Annotated in this window: 18 protein-coding genes; 17 read left to right on the plus strand and 1 reads right to left on the minus strand. The window is 38.5% G+C overall.

The genetic code is table 11. From position 1 onward, the window contains the following. The first annotated feature begins 112 nt into the window (after window positions 1–112). On the plus strand, window positions 113–1,708 hold the full coding sequence (locus tag ACN6MX_RS01955; RefSeq protein ID WP_419961006.1) for a CTP synthase: 1,596 nt from the start codon (window positions 113–115) through the stop codon (window positions 1,706–1,708). A 488-nt stretch (window positions 1,709–2,196) separates the two neighbouring features. On the opposite strand, the gene ACN6MX_RS01960 is transcribed toward ACN6MX_RS01955, so the two are convergent. After that, window positions 2,197–2,715: a DUF2529 family protein gene (locus ACN6MX_RS01960; protein WP_419962535.1), complete on the minus strand. Its 519-nt coding sequence runs from the start codon at window positions 2,713–2,715 to the stop codon at window positions 2,197–2,199. 167 nt (window positions 2,716–2,882) lie between these two features. Here ACN6MX_RS01960 and ACN6MX_RS01965 point away from each other — a divergent pair, with 167 nt between their 5' ends. The 16 genes from ACN6MX_RS01965 (at window position 2,883) to rpiB (ending at window position 17,535) form a co-directional block, all read left to right on the plus strand. Further along, window positions 2,883–3,239 carry a response regulator gene (locus ACN6MX_RS01965; protein WP_419961007.1) on the plus strand — a complete coding sequence of 119 codons (357 nt, stop codon included), beginning with the start codon at window positions 2,883–2,885 and terminating at the stop codon, window positions 3,237–3,239. A 208-nt stretch (window positions 3,240–3,447) separates the two neighbouring features. Then, on the plus strand, window positions 3,448–4,305 hold the full coding sequence (locus ACN6MX_RS01970; protein ID WP_419961008.1) for a class II fructose-bisphosphate aldolase: 858 nt from the start codon (window positions 3,448–3,450) through the stop codon (window positions 4,303–4,305). 84 nt (window positions 4,306–4,389) lie between these two features. Next, window positions 4,390–5,037 carry a fructose-6-phosphate aldolase gene (fsa, locus tag ACN6MX_RS01975; RefSeq protein WP_090565661.1) on the plus strand — a complete coding sequence of 216 codons (648 nt, stop codon included), beginning with the start codon at window positions 4,390–4,392 and terminating at the stop codon, window positions 5,035–5,037. 19 nt (window positions 5,038–5,056) lie between these two features. Further along, window positions 5,057–6,334 (plus strand): UDP-N-acetylglucosamine 1-carboxyvinyltransferase, encoded by a 1,278-nt coding sequence (locus ACN6MX_RS01980; RefSeq protein ID WP_419961009.1) that lies wholly within the window; start codon window positions 5,057–5,059, stop codon window positions 6,332–6,334. Window positions 6,335–6,609: 275 nt separating this feature from the next. Beyond that, window positions 6,610–7,572, plus strand: coding sequence for a class II fructose-bisphosphatase (glpX, locus tag ACN6MX_RS01985; protein ID WP_419961010.1), 963 nt, complete (start codon window positions 6,610–6,612; stop codon window positions 7,570–7,572). A gap of 133 nt (window positions 7,573–7,705) precedes the next feature. After that, complete coding sequence (rho, locus tag ACN6MX_RS01990) at window positions 7,706–8,989, plus strand: transcription termination factor Rho (protein WP_419961011.1); 1,284 nt, start codon at window positions 7,706–7,708, stop codon at window positions 8,987–8,989. A gap of 163 nt (window positions 8,990–9,152) precedes the next feature. Next, the gene (rpmE, locus tag ACN6MX_RS01995; RefSeq protein ID WP_419961012.1) at window positions 9,153–9,371 is read left to right on the plus strand and encodes a 50S ribosomal protein L31; all 219 of its coding nucleotides are present in this window, start codon (window positions 9,153–9,155) and stop codon (window positions 9,369–9,371) included. A gap of 129 nt (window positions 9,372–9,500) precedes the next feature. Beyond that, a complete protein-coding gene (locus ACN6MX_RS02000; RefSeq protein WP_419961013.1) occupies window positions 9,501–10,073 on the plus strand; it encodes a thymidine kinase in 573 nt (190 codons plus the stop codon). Between the two features lie 813 nt (window positions 10,074–10,886). Next, window positions 10,887–11,966 carry a peptide chain release factor 1 gene (prfA, locus tag ACN6MX_RS02005; protein WP_419961014.1) on the plus strand — a complete coding sequence of 360 codons (1,080 nt, stop codon included), beginning with the start codon at window positions 10,887–10,889 and terminating at the stop codon, window positions 11,964–11,966. Then, the gene (prmC, locus tag ACN6MX_RS02010) at window positions 11,959–12,816 is read left to right on the plus strand and encodes a peptide chain release factor N(5)-glutamine methyltransferase (protein WP_419961015.1); all 858 of its coding nucleotides are present in this window, start codon (window positions 11,959–11,961) and stop codon (window positions 12,814–12,816) included. The genes prfA and prmC overlap by 8 nt, the downstream gene beginning before the upstream one ends. A gap of 45 nt (window positions 12,817–12,861) precedes the next feature. After that, window positions 12,862–13,392, plus strand: coding sequence for a stage II sporulation protein R (locus ACN6MX_RS02015; protein ID WP_419961016.1), 531 nt, complete (start codon window positions 12,862–12,864; stop codon window positions 13,390–13,392). Window positions 13,393–13,460: 68 nt separating this feature from the next. Further along, complete coding sequence (locus tag ACN6MX_RS02020; RefSeq protein ID WP_419961017.1) at window positions 13,461–14,489, plus strand: L-threonylcarbamoyladenylate synthase; 1,029 nt, start codon at window positions 13,461–13,463, stop codon at window positions 14,487–14,489. Window positions 14,490–14,552: 63 nt separating this feature from the next. Then, entirely contained in the window at window positions 14,553–15,056 is a 504-nt protein-coding gene (locus tag ACN6MX_RS02025; protein WP_419961018.1) for a manganese efflux pump, read from the plus strand. Window positions 15,057–15,115: 59 nt separating this feature from the next. Next, the gene (locus tag ACN6MX_RS02030) at window positions 15,116–15,562 is read left to right on the plus strand and encodes a low molecular weight protein arginine phosphatase (RefSeq protein WP_419961019.1); all 447 of its coding nucleotides are present in this window, start codon (window positions 15,116–15,118) and stop codon (window positions 15,560–15,562) included. Further along, window positions 15,559–16,863 (plus strand): methyl-accepting chemotaxis protein, encoded by a 1,305-nt coding sequence (locus tag ACN6MX_RS02035; protein WP_419961020.1) that lies wholly within the window; start codon window positions 15,559–15,561, stop codon window positions 16,861–16,863. Before ACN6MX_RS02030 ends, ACN6MX_RS02035 begins: the two co-directional genes overlap by 4 nt. Before the next feature lie 231 nt (window positions 16,864–17,094). Then, on the plus strand, window positions 17,095–17,535 hold the full coding sequence (rpiB, locus tag ACN6MX_RS02040) for a ribose 5-phosphate isomerase B (protein ID WP_419961021.1): 441 nt from the start codon (window positions 17,095–17,097) through the stop codon (window positions 17,533–17,535). Window positions 17,536–17,541 lie beyond the last annotated feature (6 nt).

A 17,541-nucleotide genomic window follows, 5' to 3' on the forward strand; every position in this document is an offset into this window, starting at 1 on the left:
TTTTGTTATTGCTCTACTCTTATTTATTTGAATGTTTTAACGCATACTAAAATAAGATAATGTTCTCACCAGAAGTGGTGCGAACTAGATATTACATTAGGAGGAACATATAATGACTAAATTTATTTTTGTTACTGGTGGGGTTGTATCTTCACTTGGTAAAGGAATTACGGCTGCCTCACTTGGTCGTTTATTAAAAAATAGAGGACTAAACGTAACGATTCAAAAATTCGATCCTTACATCAATTTAGATCCTGGAACAATGAGTCCGTATCAACACGGAGAGGTTTTCGTGACAGATGACGGAGCAGAAACAGATTTAGATTTAGGTCACTACGAGCGTTTTATAGATATCAATTTGAACAAATACTCGAATATTACAACTGGTAAAGTTTACTCATCTGTACTAAGAAAAGAGCGTCGTGGAGATTATAATGGTGGGACAGTTCAAGTAATTCCACATATTACAAATGAAATCAAAGATCGTTTATTTTTAGCTGCAAAAGAAACACATGCTGATATCGTTATTACGGAAATCGGTGGAACAGTAGGGGATATCGAATCTCTTCCATTCCTAGAAACTATCCGTCAAATGAAACGTGATGTTGGTAGTGATAACGTAATGTATATTCACTGTACTTTAGTGCCATTCATTAAAGCTGCTGGAGAAATGAAAACAAAGCCAACACAGCATAGTGTTAAAGAATTGCGCAGCCTGGGTATTCAACCAAACGTTATTGTACTTCGTTCAGAAATGCCAGTTCCTCAAGATATGAAAGATAAAATCGGGCTATTCTGTGATATTAAACCAGAAGAAGTAATTGAATGTATCGATGCAGATTCTTTATATGAAATTCCATTGAATTTACAAGCACAGCATTTGGACCAAATTGTAGTGGATCATTTCAAACTTCAAACGCCTGAAGCGGATATGACCGACTGGATCGGCTTAGTAGACCAAGTAAAATCCTTATCGAAAAAAGTTCGTATTGGTTTAGTTGGTAAATACGTAGAGCTTCAAGATGCATACATCTCTGTTGTAGAAGCTATGAAACATGCGGGCTACAAATTTGATGCAGACGTAGAAGTGAAATGGGTAAACGCTGAGGAAGTGAATGATGCAAATGTTGGTGAAATCCTTGGCGATGTAGACGGAATTCTTGTCCCTGGTGGATTCGGAGACCGTGGAGTAGAAGGAAAAATCGCTGCTACTAAATTTGCACGTGAAAACAATGTACCATTCCTAGGTATTTGTTTAGGTATGCAATTGGCAACAGTAGAATTTGCTCGTTCTATTCTAGAACTTCAAGGAGCACATTCTACAGAGCTAGACCCAACAACTCCACATTCTATTATCGATTTATTGCCTGAGCAAAAAGATGTGGAAGACCTTGGCGGAACACTACGTTTAGGATTATATCCATGTAAGTTGACACCAGGTTCAAAAGCTCATCAAGCATACGGAGAAGAGCTTGTATATGAACGTCACCGTCACCGTTACGAGTTCAACAACGAGTACCGTGAGCAATTCGAAGCAGCAGGATTTGTGTTCTCTGGTACAAGCCCAGATGGTCGCCTAATCGAAATCATCGAGCTACCAGATCACCCATTCTTCGTAGCTTCCCAGTTCCACCCAGAATTTGTGTCACGCCCACAACGCCCACAACCGTTGTTCCGAGACTTCATCAAAGCATCCGTTGGTGAATAAGAAAAGAGGAAGCGCCTATTTAGGGAAGTCAGTCTAGAGACGCGACATCGTGTCGCAACAGCTGGACAATCTAGAAATGTGGAGGGCGTCCGTTTAGCTGCGACAAGCGCTGGAAGACTTGAAAGGAAAGGCGTCCTTTGCCTTTACTAAAAGTCTGAAGTGATCGAGAAGCTGACGCCTGGAACTGGACAATAAGAAAAGCGGTTAACATATAAAAAAAGAAGGATTACTCGCAGCATTTAGCACGAGTAATCCTTCTTTTTTCATTACAATTTATGAAAAACGAAAATATATTTCCTACAAATAGCATTGAAATAGAAGCGTTACTTGCTCTCTGGGCTTAGACTAAAAAGTGGACGAATACTTGCGAAACGGGAAAAACATCCAATAAAAAATGCCTAAAGAAAAATTTCTTAGGCGTTTTTTGTTTTGTGAAACATTCGTGTTGTTTCTCGCAACATTCACTAGGCACTAGGGAAATTTAAAAATTATTCACCGACAAGCATTTCGTTTAACTTCATCTTCACTGCTTCATATACAAATAATCCAGCTAACGTATGAGGGAGCACAATACGAGTTCCGTCTTCAGCGGGTAGCAGCCCTTTAGTAATTTTTGTGGAAATATATGTATAAGCAAGGTCGGCTAGCATATTGTCATCACTTATCGGTTCAGCTGCTAAAGCGCTAAAAGGGATAAACTCGTCATTTAACTTTTTAGCTAAGGCAAGAGCCTCTTCGTCATAGCAGGAACGAGTAAGAATCCAAACACGATCTGCACTTGTCATTTCAATTTCGGGTGACCAAGTCAGCATAGATGCGAAGGGCTCGGCTGCAAACTGTGCATTAACCGAAATACTTTTCATTTCCCCGAAAGCAGCAAAAAAAACGGTCCCTTCTCGAGCAGCAGCTTGCGCAAGTAAACGAGCGGTTTCCTCAATATTGTCTTCCTCTGAGCTGGAGATTCTTTGTAGTAATCCCGATAGTTGTGTAGTTAACATTTTCATAATAATTCACCTCTCATTTATTATAAAGCAAAATCCGTTATTTCGTATGTTATAGCTTAATGGGTAATATATCAGGAGAAAATTGAAAAAATTTTTAAAAAAAGAGGGAATGTCCTATCCCATATCGTATTATACAATTATGGGATTAATAAAGAAGGGGTTTGCTTGCCATGAAACATATCTTAATAGTGGATGATCAGTTAGGAATACGATTGTTGTTGAAAGAAGTGTTTACACAAGAAGGATATGAAGTCAGTTTAGCTGCAAATGGGTATGAAGCTTTAGAACTTATCAATGATCACAAAATCGATGGAGTTTTACTCGATATGAAAATCCCAGGTATGGATGGATTACAAATTTTAAAGTTGATAAAAGAACAATGGAAAGATATCCCGGTTATGATGATGACCGCATACGGAGAGTTGAATTTCATAGAACAAGCACAGAGATTAGGCGCCTCTCTTTATTTCACTAAGCCATTTGATGTATTTGAACTAAGAGATTCTGTGAATAATCTCCTGAAATAAGTTGGAACAGCAGGCAGTGGAAAACATCGCCTGTTTTTGTTATGATGTAGGAAGAAAGTAGAAGATACCATTTAGTTACTACATAGGACTGCTGTGATTGTTTTACACAGGATATACCTACTTCAGACTACTACTGGTGTCCGCAGCTAGACAACTAGAAATAAAGATATTTGTGGAGTGCAACAACAAATAGAGGAGGTCCATTTCAATGGCTTTAGTTTCGATGAAAGAAATGCTGGAAAAAGGGAAAAAAGAAGGATACGCAGTAGGGCAATTTAACATTAATAATTTAGAATTCACTCAAGCAATCCTATTAGCAGCTGAGGAAGAAAAATCACCAGTAATTTTAGGAGTATCTGAAGGTGCAGCAAAATATATGGGTGGCTTCGTTGCAGTAGTATATATGGTAAAAGGATTAATCGAATCTTATAAAATTTCCGTGCCAGTAGCAATTCATTTAGACCACGGATCTAGCTTTGAAAAATGTAAAGAAGCAATTGATGCAGGCTTCACATCTGTAATGATCGATGCTTCTCATCATCCGTTCGAAGAAAACGTTGAAACCACATCTAAAGTAGTAGAGTATGCACATGCGCGCAATGTATCTGTAGAAGCTGAACTGGGAACAGTTGGTGGACAAGAGGATGACGTTATTGCAGATGGAGTAATTTATGCAGACCCTGCTGAATGTGCAGAGCTTGTAAAACGTACAGCAATCGACTGTTTAGCACCTGCTTTAGGCTCTGTTCATGGTCCATATAAAGGGGAACCAAACTTAGGCTTCAAAGAAATGGAAGAGATTTCGAAACTTGCTGACCTTCCACTTGTTTTACACGGTGGAACAGGTATACCGACACATGATATTACACGTTCTATTTCACTTGGAACTGCGAAGATTAATGTAAATACAGAGAACCAAATTGCCGCAACTAAAGCGATTCGTGAGTTTTTTGCTTCTGATGCAGAGCAATATGATCCACGTAAATATTTGACACCTGCACGTGATGCGATTAAAGCAACAGTAATTGGTAAAATGCGTGAATTCGGAAGCTCAAATAAAGCCTAATAATAAGTAAGAAAAATAGCTATGGGGAGAAGTGTTCAAAAGAACCTTCTCCTGTTTTTCCATCATGAGGAGGATATTATTCATATGAAATTTTTTATCGATACTGCCAATTTTGACGAAATAAAAGAAGCGCACGCTTGGGGGATTCTATCAGGAGTAACAACGAATCCATCGCTAGTAGCAAAAGAAAATATCTCATTCCACGATCGCCTACGTGAAATTACAGCATTAGTAGACGGTTCGGTAAGTGCGGAAGTAATTGCACTCGACGCTGAAGGTATGATTAAAGAAGGTAGAGAACTTGCTGCCATTGCACCGAACATTACAGTAAAACTACCAATGACTCCAGAAGGTCTTAAAGCTTGTTCTGTATTCCGTTCAGAAGGTATTAAAACGAATGTAACGCTTATTTTCAGTGCTAACCAAGCATTGCTAGCAGCTCGTGCTGGGGCAACTTACGTATCGCCATTTTTAGGTCGTTTAGATGATATCGGTCATGATGGAATGGAATTGATCGCAAAGATTGCACAAATCTTTGATATTCATAATATTGATACTGAAATTATTGCAGCATCGATTAGACATCCACAACATATTACGGATGCAGCGTTAAATGGTGCACATATTTCCACAACACCTATTAAAGTACTAAAACAATTATTTAATCATCCTTTAACAGACAAGGGAATTGAAGGATTTCTAGCGGATTGGAACAATCGTAAAAGCGAGTAACAAGACGAAGGAGAACTGTATGGAAGTTTATAAAATAAAAGGGGGACAACGCCTTCAAGGAACCATTAAAGTGAGCGGGGCAAAAAATAGTGCAGTTGCACTTATTCCTGCTTCTTTATTGGCAAATTCCCCTGTAACTATTGAAGGTTTACCAGAAATTTTAGACGTTTGGACGTTGAAAGAAATCCTAGAAGAAGTTGGAGCTAAAGTAACATTTGAAAACGGAACAATGACGATTGATCCGACAAATGTTGTGGATATGCCTCTTCCAAATGGCAACATCAAGAAACTACGTGCGTCTTATTATTTAATGGGTGCCCTGCTTGGACGATTCAACAAAGCGGCAATAGGTTTACCTGGCGGATGTCACTTAGGCCCAAGACCTATCGATCAGCATATTAAAGGTTTCGAGGCATTAGGTGCATCTGTGTCGAATGAGCATGGTGCTATTTATTTGCGTGCACAAAATTTAGTCGGTGCTAAAATTTATTTAGATGTTGTAAGTGTAGGTGCTACCATTAACATTATGTTGGCAGCCGTGAAAGCAAAAGGTCGTACGATTATTGAAAATGCAGCAAAAGAACCTGAAATCATTGACGTAGCAACTTTACTATCTAATATGGGTGCGAACATCAAAGGTGCTGGAACAAATGTCATTCGAATAGACGGTGTAGAGGAATTACATGGTACAAAGCATACGATTATTCCAGATCGTATTGAAGCTGGTACATTCATGATTATGGCAGCAGTCGCTGGAGATGGTGTGACAATTGACAATGTGATTCCTTTTCACGTAGAGGCATTAACTGCTAAACTACGTGAAATGGGTGTGAAAGTGGAAGAATATGAAGAAAAGATTGTCATTCCGAAAGTGGAAGAAATATTACCAGTTGATGTAAAAACATTGGTATATCCAGGTTTCCCAACTGATTTACAACAGCCCTTTTCTGTATTGATGACCCAGGCAATAGGCACTTCTGTTATTACGGATACTATTTACTCTGCTCGGTTCAAACAAATCGATGAGCTGCGTCGGATGAATGCAAATGGTCGTGTGGATGGAAGAACGGCAATCATTACAGGCCCAGTGAACTTAGAAGCCGCTACAGTACGTGCTAGTGATCTTCGTGCAGGTGCAGCGCTTGTCATTGCAGGTTTAATTGCCGATGGAGAAACGGAAATCCAAGATATTTTCCATATCGAACGTGGATATAGCTCTTTAGTCGATAAACTTCAAGGACTGGGTGCGGATATTAGACGGGTAGAAATAAAAGAAGTGGAAATAAATAACGATTAATATTCTTCTATTGATGGTTTTATATTAAAAATAGAGAAATATATCATTATCTGTCCAGCTCCAGCGTCTAGCCCCTCGAGTCGCTTCAGACCTGCGGGGCCGCACGATGCGGGTCAGTCAGTCGTTACGATCGTGTTGTCGTGAACTTAGACTGACTTCCAAAACATAGGCGCTTACGCTTTTCTTAATATTGAATTTGACAAATATGCTACAATGAGACAGGAAGAAATACAGTTCGGAATTTGGATAATGCAAAACTGGAGGCTTATATTATAATGGAACGTAGTTTATCAATGGAATTGGTTCGAGTAACAGAAGCAGCAGCAATCGCATCTGCACGTTGGATGGGTCGGGGTTTAAAAATCGAAGCGGATGATGCAGCAACAACTGCTATGCGTACAGTTTTTGACACGATTCCAATGGAAGGCGTCGTTGTAATCGGAGAAGGAGAGATGGACGAAGCGCCGATGTTATATATCGGTGAAAAACTTGGTCTTGGCACGGATGGTCCTCATGTAGACATCGCAGTTGATCCTTTAGAAGGTACAAATATCGTAGCCTCAGGTGGTTGGAATGCACTTGCGGTACTTGCAGTTGCCGATCGTGGAAACTTACTTCATGCTCCAGATATGTATATGGAAAAACTTGCTGTAGGTCCTGAATCTGTAGGCCAAGTGGATATTAATGCATCTGTTTTAGATAATCTAAAAGCAGTTGCTCGTGCAAAAAATAAAAACATAGAAGATGTTGTGGCTACTATTTTAGGTCGCCCTCGCCACCAAAAAATCATTGATGAAATTAGAGCAGCTGGAGCACGTATAAAGCTAATCACAGATGGTGATGTTGCCGGAGCTATTAATACAGCATTTGATGATACTGGTGTAGATATTTTATTCGGTATGGGTGGTGCTCCAGAGGGAGTTATCTCTGCTGTTGGATTAAAATGTTTAGGTGGGGAAATCCAAGGGAAATTAGTACCTCAAGACGAAGCAGAGCTTGCACGTTGCATCAAGATGGGTCTAGATGTGAACAAAGTTTTACGTATGGAAGACTTAGTTAAAGGCGATGACGCCATTTTTGCAGCAACAGGTGTTACAGACGGTGAACTTCTTCGTGGAGTACAATTTAAAGGTGCCTTCAGTTCAACGCATTCCATCGTTATGCGTGCTAAATCAGGTACAGTTCGCTTTGTTGAGGGTCGTCACAGCTTAAATAAAAAACCAAATTTAGTTCTATAAAAGTAAGAAACTTTCCTTATGTTTTACCCGGCGACCAATCCCGCGTCGTCGGGTAACCTCTTATAAAACTTCTTTCTTCAACATTTCAAATTAGTAAAACAATAAAATATAATAAAGAGTGGTGCATTCCCATATGACACAAACAACAATTAATGAGTTAGAAAACATGACTCTAAAAGAACTATATACCCTTGCGCGAAAATTTAAAGTAGCCGCATATAGTAAACTTTCAAAAAAAGAACTTATTTTTGCAATCTTAAAATCTCGTGCAGAACAAGAAGGATTTTTCTTCATGGAAGGCGTACTTGAAATTATTCAACAAGAAGGTTTCGGTTTCTTACGACCGATTAACTACTCACCTAGCTCAGAGGATATCTATATCTCCGCTTCTCAAATTAGAAGGTTTGACCTTCGAAACGGAGACAAAGTAACAGGAAAAGTGCGACCACCAAAAGAAAGTGAACGATATTATGGACTGTTACATGTTGAATTGGTCAACGGGGAAGACCCGGAAGTAGCGAAAGAAAGAGTTCATTTTCCGGGATTAACAGCTTTATATCCTGATCGTCATATCAAATTGGAAACGGAACCTGATAAACTATCAACTCGTATCATGGACCTAGTAGCACCTGTTGGTTATGGTCAACGTGGATTGATTGTAGCACCACCGAAAGCTGGTAAAACATTACTTATTAAAGAAATTGCCAATGCAATAACAACGAATCATCCAAATGCGGAACTTATTGTTTTATTAATAGATGAGCGTCCAGAAGAAGTAACTGATATTGAGCGTTCCGTTAAAGCGGATGTAGTAAGCTCTACATTTGATGAGGTCCCAGAAAACCATGTAAAAGTGGCAGAGCTCGTACTAGAAAGAGCAATGCGCTTAGTTGAACATAAACGCGACGTGATCATTTTGATGGACTCCATTACACGTTTAGCTCGTGCTTACAACTTGGTTATCCCACCAAGTGGTCGTACACTTTCTGGTGGTATTGATCCAGCAGCATTCCATCGTCCAAAACGATTTTTCGGAGCCGCGCGTAATATCGAAGAAGGTGGAAGCTTAACAATTCTTGCTACTGCCCTTGTCGATACTGGATCTCGTATGGACGAAGTTATTTATGAGGAATTTAAAGGAACTGGTAACTTAGAGCTTCATTTAGACAGAAGTCTTGCAGAACGTCGTATTTTCCCAGCAATTGATATTCGTCGTTCCGGAACAAGAAAAGAAGAGTTGCTTATTCCGAAAGAACAACTGGATAAACTTTGGGCAATTCGTAAGACATTCTCGGATTCATCTGATTTCGCAGAACGCTTCTTAAGAAAACTTCGCCAAACAAAAACAAACGAAGGATTTTTTGAGCAACTATCTGTAGAAATGAAAGCACATCGAAGCGGCAAAGTATCGTTATAAACTTAACATTTGCATTAGACTTCTAAAGATGGTATTATATTTAACGTAACATCAGATTACACTTTTCTGCTACATATGCGATTGACATCAATCGGATCGTGTAAGGTATCAGTATCATAACCAACTCTGTTCCAGATGGTTCAGGGCGAGAGGAGAGATAGAGATGAAAGCAGGAATTCATCCCGATTACAAAGAAGCAACAGTATCATGTTCATGTGGTAACACATTCACAACTGGTTCTGTAAAAAACGACATTAAAGTCGAGTTCTGTAACGAATGTCACCCATTTTACACTGGGCGTCAAAAATTCGCAGCAGCTGATGGCCGTGTGGATCGCTTCAACAAAAAATACGGCATTAAAGAAGAAATTAAAGAAGACTAATACTGGAGTACCTGTAGAGCATCATGCTTTGCAGGTACTTTTGTTTTTAAGGTAGATATAAGTTTCGATAATAGTTCGCTTATGATATAAATAGATAGAAGAAATACATAGCACACAAGGAGACAAACCATGGCGCAATTATTTTATAAACACGGAGCAATGAATAGTGGAAAATCAATCGAGATCTTAAAGGTTGCTCATAATTACGAAGAACAAAATAAACCTGTTCTAATATTCACCCCGGGAATAGATACACGAGAAGAAGTTGGTCATATTTCTAGTAGGATTGGATTGAAAAGAAAAGCTACAGCTATCTACGATGAAACTGATCTATTTGAATTAGTTCAGGCAGAATCCCCAAAGCCATACTGTGTTTTAATCGATGAAGTACAGTTTTTAACAAAGGAACATGTTCTACAACTAACGAAAATAGTCGACGAATTAGATATTCCAGTAATGGGCTTCGGACTGAAAAATGATTTCCAAAACGAACTTTTCGAAGGTAGCCGTTACATGCTTATTTACGCTGACAAAATTGAAGAAATGAAGACCATCTGCTGGTTCTGTCACAAAAAAGCAATTATGAACCTACGTGTAGACGACCAAGGAAAACCTGTCTACACTGGCGAACAAATCCAAATAGGCGGCAACGACTCCTACTACCCAGTATGCAGAAAATGCCACGCCAACCCACCGCTATAAGATATTAAAAATCCACTTCATTTAATTCTATGAAGTGGATTTTTAAAAGAATGTATTAATTCTAAATGAACTTCCACTACTGATTTCCGTTTCAGGCGGACGCTTTCCGTGGGGGGGGGCGATGATCTATCACCGCCGCTAACGCGTAGATGTGATATCTCATCTGTCTCACTCATCCCACTGGAGTCTCCACATTCCACTTCAATCAATATAATGCGTAGTACTTCACTCTAAAATCTAGCATAAGCTATCGATTAGATGATAAGATTGGTCAAATTTTTTTTAGTGATAGAAGGGATTGTACGATTAGGTATACTATTTTGTAATGAAGGATGAAGAAAGTAGATTCACTTTTATACTAGTGGAATAAGAAAAATAGTAAGTGCTTACTAAATAAAGTAGCGAAATAGCGAACGAAATTGCATCTTCGTGAGCTTATTCTATGAAAAGGATAGTATTTTTTCTCTAGTTATCCAAAAACGTACTTACTTGTTCCAAGAAGTTGTAGAAGGGCAACGGGCAGACAAACGCCATAAGATTAACGAAAAAAGAGATGCTGGTTAGTTGTGACGGACGTCAAAACTAACCAGTATCTCTAAAAATTCACACGGTAATAATTTTAGCGACAAGTCTGTCCAAAGCACTTCGGAAACACTTGAAACAGATTTTACCTTAAAGGACCAGGCGTCTTTTTATTCGATTTTTCTTAAGAATAGGAAGCCATCCAGACACTTTTTACAGAAAAAGTAGCGAGAATGTTACTTTTTCTTTATAATAGGAATGATATAGACTTAAACGAACGAGGTGAGCTCGATGTTTGATCGATTACAATCGGTAGAAGATCGTTACAATAATTTAAATGAATTGCTTAGTGACCCAGAAGTGGTCAATGATCTAAATAAGCTAAGAGAATATTCAAAAGAACAATCGGATTTGCAAGCAACTGTTGATGCGTACCGTGAATACAAGGAAGTTAAAAGCCAATATAAAGACTCTAAGCAAATGCTCGAGGAAAAGCTAGACGCGGATATGCGAGATATGGTAAAAGAAGAAGTAAATGAATTAGAAGGACAAATCGAAGTTTTGGAAGAACGACTAAGGTTGTTGTTGATTCCGAAGGATCCAAATGATGATAAAAACGTTATTATGGAAATTCGTGGGGCTGCTGGCGGAGACGAAGCTGCGTTATTTGCAGGGAATTTGTTCCGTATGTACAGCAGATATGCAGAAACTCAAGGCTGGAAAATTGATATTATGGAATCAAATCCAACTGGTCTTGGCGGTTTCAAGGAAATCATTTTTATGATTAACGGAAAAAATGCGTTTTCCAAAATGAAATATGAGAACGGTGCCCACCGAGTGCAACGTGTTCCAGAAACAGAATCTGGCGGGCGCATTCATACTTCTACTGCAACTGTTGCCGTACTTCCGGAAGCAGAGGAGGTAGATGTGGAGATTCATGAGAAGGAAGTTCGCGTCGATACATTTGCATCATCTGGTGCTGGAGGACAATCGGTAAATACAACGATGTCTGCGGTTCGTATGACACATTTACCTACAGGAATTACCGTTTCCATGCAAGATGAAAAATCGCAGATCAAAAACAGAGAAAAAGCGATGAAAATTCTTCGTGCCCGCGTAGCGGATAAATTCCGTCAAGAAGCACAAGCAGAATATGATGCAGTTCGTAAATCAGCAGTAGGAACTGGTGACCGTTCAGAACGTATTCGTACGTATAATTATCCACAAAATCGTGTGACGGATCACCGAATTGGATTGACGTTGCAAAAACTCGATCAAGTCCTAGAAGGTAAAATGGATGAAGTGATCGATGCATTAATAATGGAAGATCAAGCAGAAAAATTAGAGAGAATGAACGATACCAATGTGTAAAACAAATTTTGAGGCCCTAAAACGGGCTTCTTCTTTTTTAGAAGAAAATAATCGTGAAAAAGAAGTTGCCCGCTACTTATTGCAGCATGTCTTACAGAAAAATTACTCCGAGTTAATGATTACTATATACGATGAAATCACTTCAGAAGCATATCAAATCTTTTGGACTTATGTAGAAGAACACGCAACCGGTCGCCCTTTCCAATATATTATTGGACAAGAAAGCTTTTACGGTCGTGATTTTTTAGTGAATGAAAATGTCCTAATCCCAAGACCTGAAACAGAAGAATTGATTGAAGAGGTCAAAAAAAGAGCCGCAAAGCTTTTTGAGGCAAATAAATCAATAAAAATTGCCGATATCGGAACAGGTAGTGGTGCTATAGCTTTGACGTTGAACAATGAAATTCCGAATTCAACGGTGACTGCTACAGACATATCCCCAGAAGCTTTGGGCGTTGCTAAAAAGAATGCTGAACACTTAAAGGCGAAAGTAGAATTTAAGCAAGGAGATTTACTAGAGCCAATTGCCGATCAAAAATGGGATATTATCTTATCGAATCCTCCTTATATCGGATCACATGAAGCAGAAAGTTTGTCGGACACAGTGATAGATTATGAACCACATCTTGCATTATTTGCAGAAGAGGAAGGCTTACAGCTATATAGAAAAATGGCTGCTCAACTTCCAAGTATGATGAATACTCCAAGCTTTATAGGTTTTGAAATAGGTTATACGCAAGGTCCAGCCGTACAAAAAATGCTTCAAAATGCCTTTCCACGGGCACTTGTTGAAGTTGTTCAGGATATCAACCAAAAAAATCGTTTTGTTTTTTGTACAATCACTGAATAAAATATGAATCTACTGGTAACAATGTTCCTAAGGGAGGAATGTTATATGTTACCAGATTACGAGATTAAGAAAGCACCGAGTATAGGGAAACAAATAGACGCAGTGATTTTCTTTGTGTGGATGCTATTACTAATTCAATTTTGTTTATTTTTACTGTTTCAACAGGGAGAAGAAGCGGAGGGTATTCGTTTCCGACTAATAGCAAATAGTAATACAATAGAAGATCAACAAGTAAAAAATGACGTGAAGCACCATATAGAACCAATCTTACAAAACTATGAAAGTAATCCACAAAAAACGTATAACGAGTTAGTACAGGCCATTGAGAAGCTATCCAGCTCACTAGACACTAATATTAATGTTACTAAAGGGCAGGCAATTTTTCCACCGAAAGTTTGGAACGATGGAATCTCTTCGCAAGTGATGACAGAATCGATTGTTATATCAATTGGTAGCGCCAGAGGGGATAACTGGTGGTGCGCACTATTTCCGAAGGTATGCTATAAAGAAGAAGTAAAGGAAGAAAAGCCTAAATTCTGGGTTTGGGAATGGTTGAAAAAGAAGTTTTCCACATAGTTATTAACAATTTTCTGAAAGTTACCAACAATTTGTGGACAAGTCCTTAGGGAAGGAGAAAAACTAGTATGAAAACTACAATCATGATTGTGGATAATTTATCATCAAATCAGTCTAGATATGCACAGGCTGTGGATTTATTAATAAAAGGAGAAGTAGTAGCTTTTCCAACAGAAACAGTATATGGATTAGGTGCGATTGCTACAAGTGAAGAAGCTGTAGCTAAAATATTCGAAGCAAAAGGCAGACCACAGGATAATCCACTTATTGTCCACATTGGCTCCAAAGAAGAAATAAAGGCATTTACTCGAGATATACCAAAGCTTGCGGAAGTGTGCATGGATATGTTTTGGCCTGGCCCATTAACACTTATCTTGCCATTAAAAACAGATAGTTTAGCTGAAAATGTGACGGCGGGACTACAATCAGTAGGGGTTAGAATGCCAGAGCATAAGGTAGCCCTTGAACTATTAAAACAACTAAAACAACCAGTTGCTGCTCCTAGTGCAAATAAAAGCGGAAAGCCCAGTCCTACAATGGCCGCACATGTATATCATGATTTAGAAGGGAAAATTCCCCTTATTTTAGATGGTGGAACAACAGGCATTGGATTGGAATCTACTGTGTTAGATTTTGCGAGTGAAATACCAACTATTCTTCGACCGGGTGGAGTCACAAAAGAAATGTTAGAAAAAGTGATTGGTCCTGTAGGTGAAGCAAAACCAACCGATCATGACGAAGCACCAAGGGCTCCAGGTATGAAATATGCACATTACGCACCTGATTCACCAGTCTATTTAATAGAAGATTCCATAGAGAAAGTTCAAGAAGCAGTAGAAAAAATACATAATGAACAGAAAAAAGTAGCGGTCATAGCAAGTGAATCATTTAATGAGGTAAAAGTAGACTATTTCTTTTCGTTAGGTAAAAAAGATCAGCTGAATGATGCAGCGCATTTACTTTATCAGGCATTAAGAGCTTGTGATGAAACAGACGTCGATATTATTCTCGCGCCAGTTCTCTCTAAGAAAGGCGTTGGAACGGCCATTATGAATCGTCTGGAAAAAGCGGCAAATGGTAAATGGTTTCATAGCTAATATTGTATTCTCGCTCGTCTATTTGCATACATTTAAGTATGCAAATAGACGGGGGAGATTTTTTTGTGGCGTGAAATCTTAGCAGGCGCCTTGATGTCTGTAGATGTACTTATTTTATTTTCATTGGTCGTATATCGAAAGCAAATTTTTACACTGGCTGCATGGGTGGCATCTTTACATATGCTTTTTCCGTTAATCGGTTATTATGCAGGTGTAGTTGTACAAAACTATTTGGCGTATGCAAGTCCTTATTTATCGGGTATCCTTTTGTCGCTAGTGGGTTTACAAATGATTTTAGCTCAGTCTCCAAAACAGGTACCACTTCTGTCACCTTATTTACTTGCGGTATTTGCAAGTCTAGATACCTTTTCAGTAAGTGTTTCGTTTGGTATGCTTAAACTAGAAAAGTTTGCGTTTATATTAAGCGCTGGATTCTTTTCCTATGTGGCTGTTTTTATAGCACAAAAGGTTATATTTAAATATACTTTTATGAACCGAGCACTTATTTTAAGGTTAGCAGGGGTGCTAATTTTGTTACTAGGTATTCTCACGTTACGAAATATTTAACAATTTATAAAGCATTTATAGGACTAATTAATATATACTAGAGATGAGGAAATAGATCTATGAATATTCTGTTTGTTTGTACAGGTAACACATGTCGGAGTCCGATTGCAGAGGCACTATTAAAGTCTAGGAATATTGTTGGTCTGGAGGTTCGCTCTGCAGGCATCTACGCAATGGACGGTGGGCGAATATCACGAAATGGACAATTGGTATTAGAGCAAAAAATGATTCCATTTACGCATATTACTTCTTCTGTAGATGAGACATTAATAGACTGGGCTGATCTTATCCTTACAATGACGGCCTCTCACAAACACGCAATTATTTTAGGGTTCCCTCATGCTATCTCAAAGGTGTATATGTACAAAGAGTTTGTAACCCCTGAAGATATCAAGGATGTATCAGATCCATACGGGGGAGATTTGTTTACATATGAAAATACCTTTCGAGAACTTCAAGTATTAACAGATGCACTAGTGAAAAAACTACAGGGGGAAATGGGATGAACCAAAAAAAGAAAAAGCACTTTTTTGGAATTCAAAAAAAGATTGTGCTATTTGTGACGATTTTAGCATTGATTACATATACAACAAGTGCTCTATTTATTCACTTCGTACAACCACTAATTTTTGATGGAGCAACAAGTTCTTGGAAGTTTGAAATTTTAACCTATGCACTTGGTATTTTCTGGTCCGGTGCTTTAGCTTATATTTTCAGTGGGATTATTATCAAGCCTTTATTCAATTTAGAAAAGGTCGCAATTTTGGCGTCTGAAGGAAAAATTGGTGTTGATGTAGAGGTGCCAAAATCGAAAGATGAGATACAGTCAGTGGCTATTGCATTTCAGGCAATGCTAGTAAATTTAAGAGAAATGGTACAAAGTATTGAAGATAATTTTGAAAAAACAAATAAAACAGTACAACAGCTTTCCATAGAATCGTCTATTGCTTCAGAACAGGCGGAAGCAATTGCTAGTACGATAGCTCAAATTTCAGAAGGCGCTGAGCACTCTGCCGTAGCGGTTCAAGAAACAGCTGAATCGGTAGAAGACGTAAGAGTTTTAGCTTCAGAAGTAAATCTTCGTGCGGAAAAATCTTCTGAACAATCCAATGAAATGATAACAGGTTTGTCCCAAACTACAGAGGTTATTCAATCGCTAGTGAATGGGATTCAAAAAATTGCTTCTGGTAGTGAAGCTGCCCTAGGGAATGTTCATCAATTAGAAGAGAATGCAGGAAAAGTAGAAAGTATTATTCAATTGGTTGGTGATATTGCAGCACAAACGAATTTGCTTGCATTAAATGCATCTATTGAAGCAGCGCGTGCTGGGGAACATGGTAAAGGGTTTGCGGTTGTAGCTGAAGAAGTTCGCAAACTAGCAGATGAAAGTGCTAAAGCCGTACAAGGTATTTCTGAACTGATTTTAGCTATACAAACGGATGTACAAACAGTTGTCCGTCAGATGACGGATCAAGTAAGCTTTGCAGTAGGGGAAGCTAAACGGGTTTCCGAAACTAATGAAGCAATTGAAGGGATGTCTGCAAAAATTCATGAGATGGCGGAATCAGTAGTTGAAATTTCTTCACTAGTGGAAAAACAATTAACAAATATAGAAAGCACGGCGCGTCAGTCACAGGAAGTTGCGGCCATTGCAGAAGAAACATCTGCAGGAGCAGAAGAGGTTCGTAGCGCAACGGATGAACAAGCTCGTTCCATCGAGCAAATTGAATCCGTATCATACGGATTAAAGCAACAATCAGAAGAGTTATTTAAAGTAATTTCTCAATTTGACCGGAAAACTAACTAATTCTCTCTATAAGTTTAATAGAGAAATAGAAAAACGATTATTATTGATTAATATTCGTTAAATGTTCGTATTTTGATATAAAGTTAATGGAAATAAGGGGGTTTCTTCTGTATTTTTCAGAAATTCGTCAAATCGTATAAAAATAATGCAACTCACTTTGCGTGAGTTGTGTTTTTTTATACAGAAAAATGATATGATGATATGGAGTAAAAACAGAAAAGAGGGAACGAGTTGAAAATTGCAATTTCTTCCGATCATGGCGGAAATAATCTTCGTCAGGAAATTATACAGCTTCTTGAAGAATTAGGATTATCTTATGAAGATTTTGGACCAAAAAGTAACGATTCTGTTGACTATCCAGACTTTGCGATGCCTGTAGCAGAGGGTGTGGCAAATGGTAATTTCGATCGTGGTATTTTAATCTGTGGTACTGGTATCGGTATGTGCATAGCAGCAAACAAAGTGAAAGGTATCCGATGTGCATTAGTTCATGATGTGTTTTCTGCGAAGGCTACTAGAAGTCACAATGATTCCAACATTATTGCAATGGGTGAACGTGTTATTGGAGCAGGGCTTGCAAGAGAAATAGTTTCTACTTGGCTTGCACAGGACTTTGAAGGTGGGCGTCATTCACGTAGAGTAGAAAAAATTTCAGAAATAGAAAACGCATAAGGAAGG

Source organism: Psychrobacillus sp. BM2, from assembly GCF_048572895.1.
Taxonomy (GTDB): domain Bacteria; phylum Bacillota; class Bacilli; order Bacillales_A; family Planococcaceae; genus Psychrobacillus.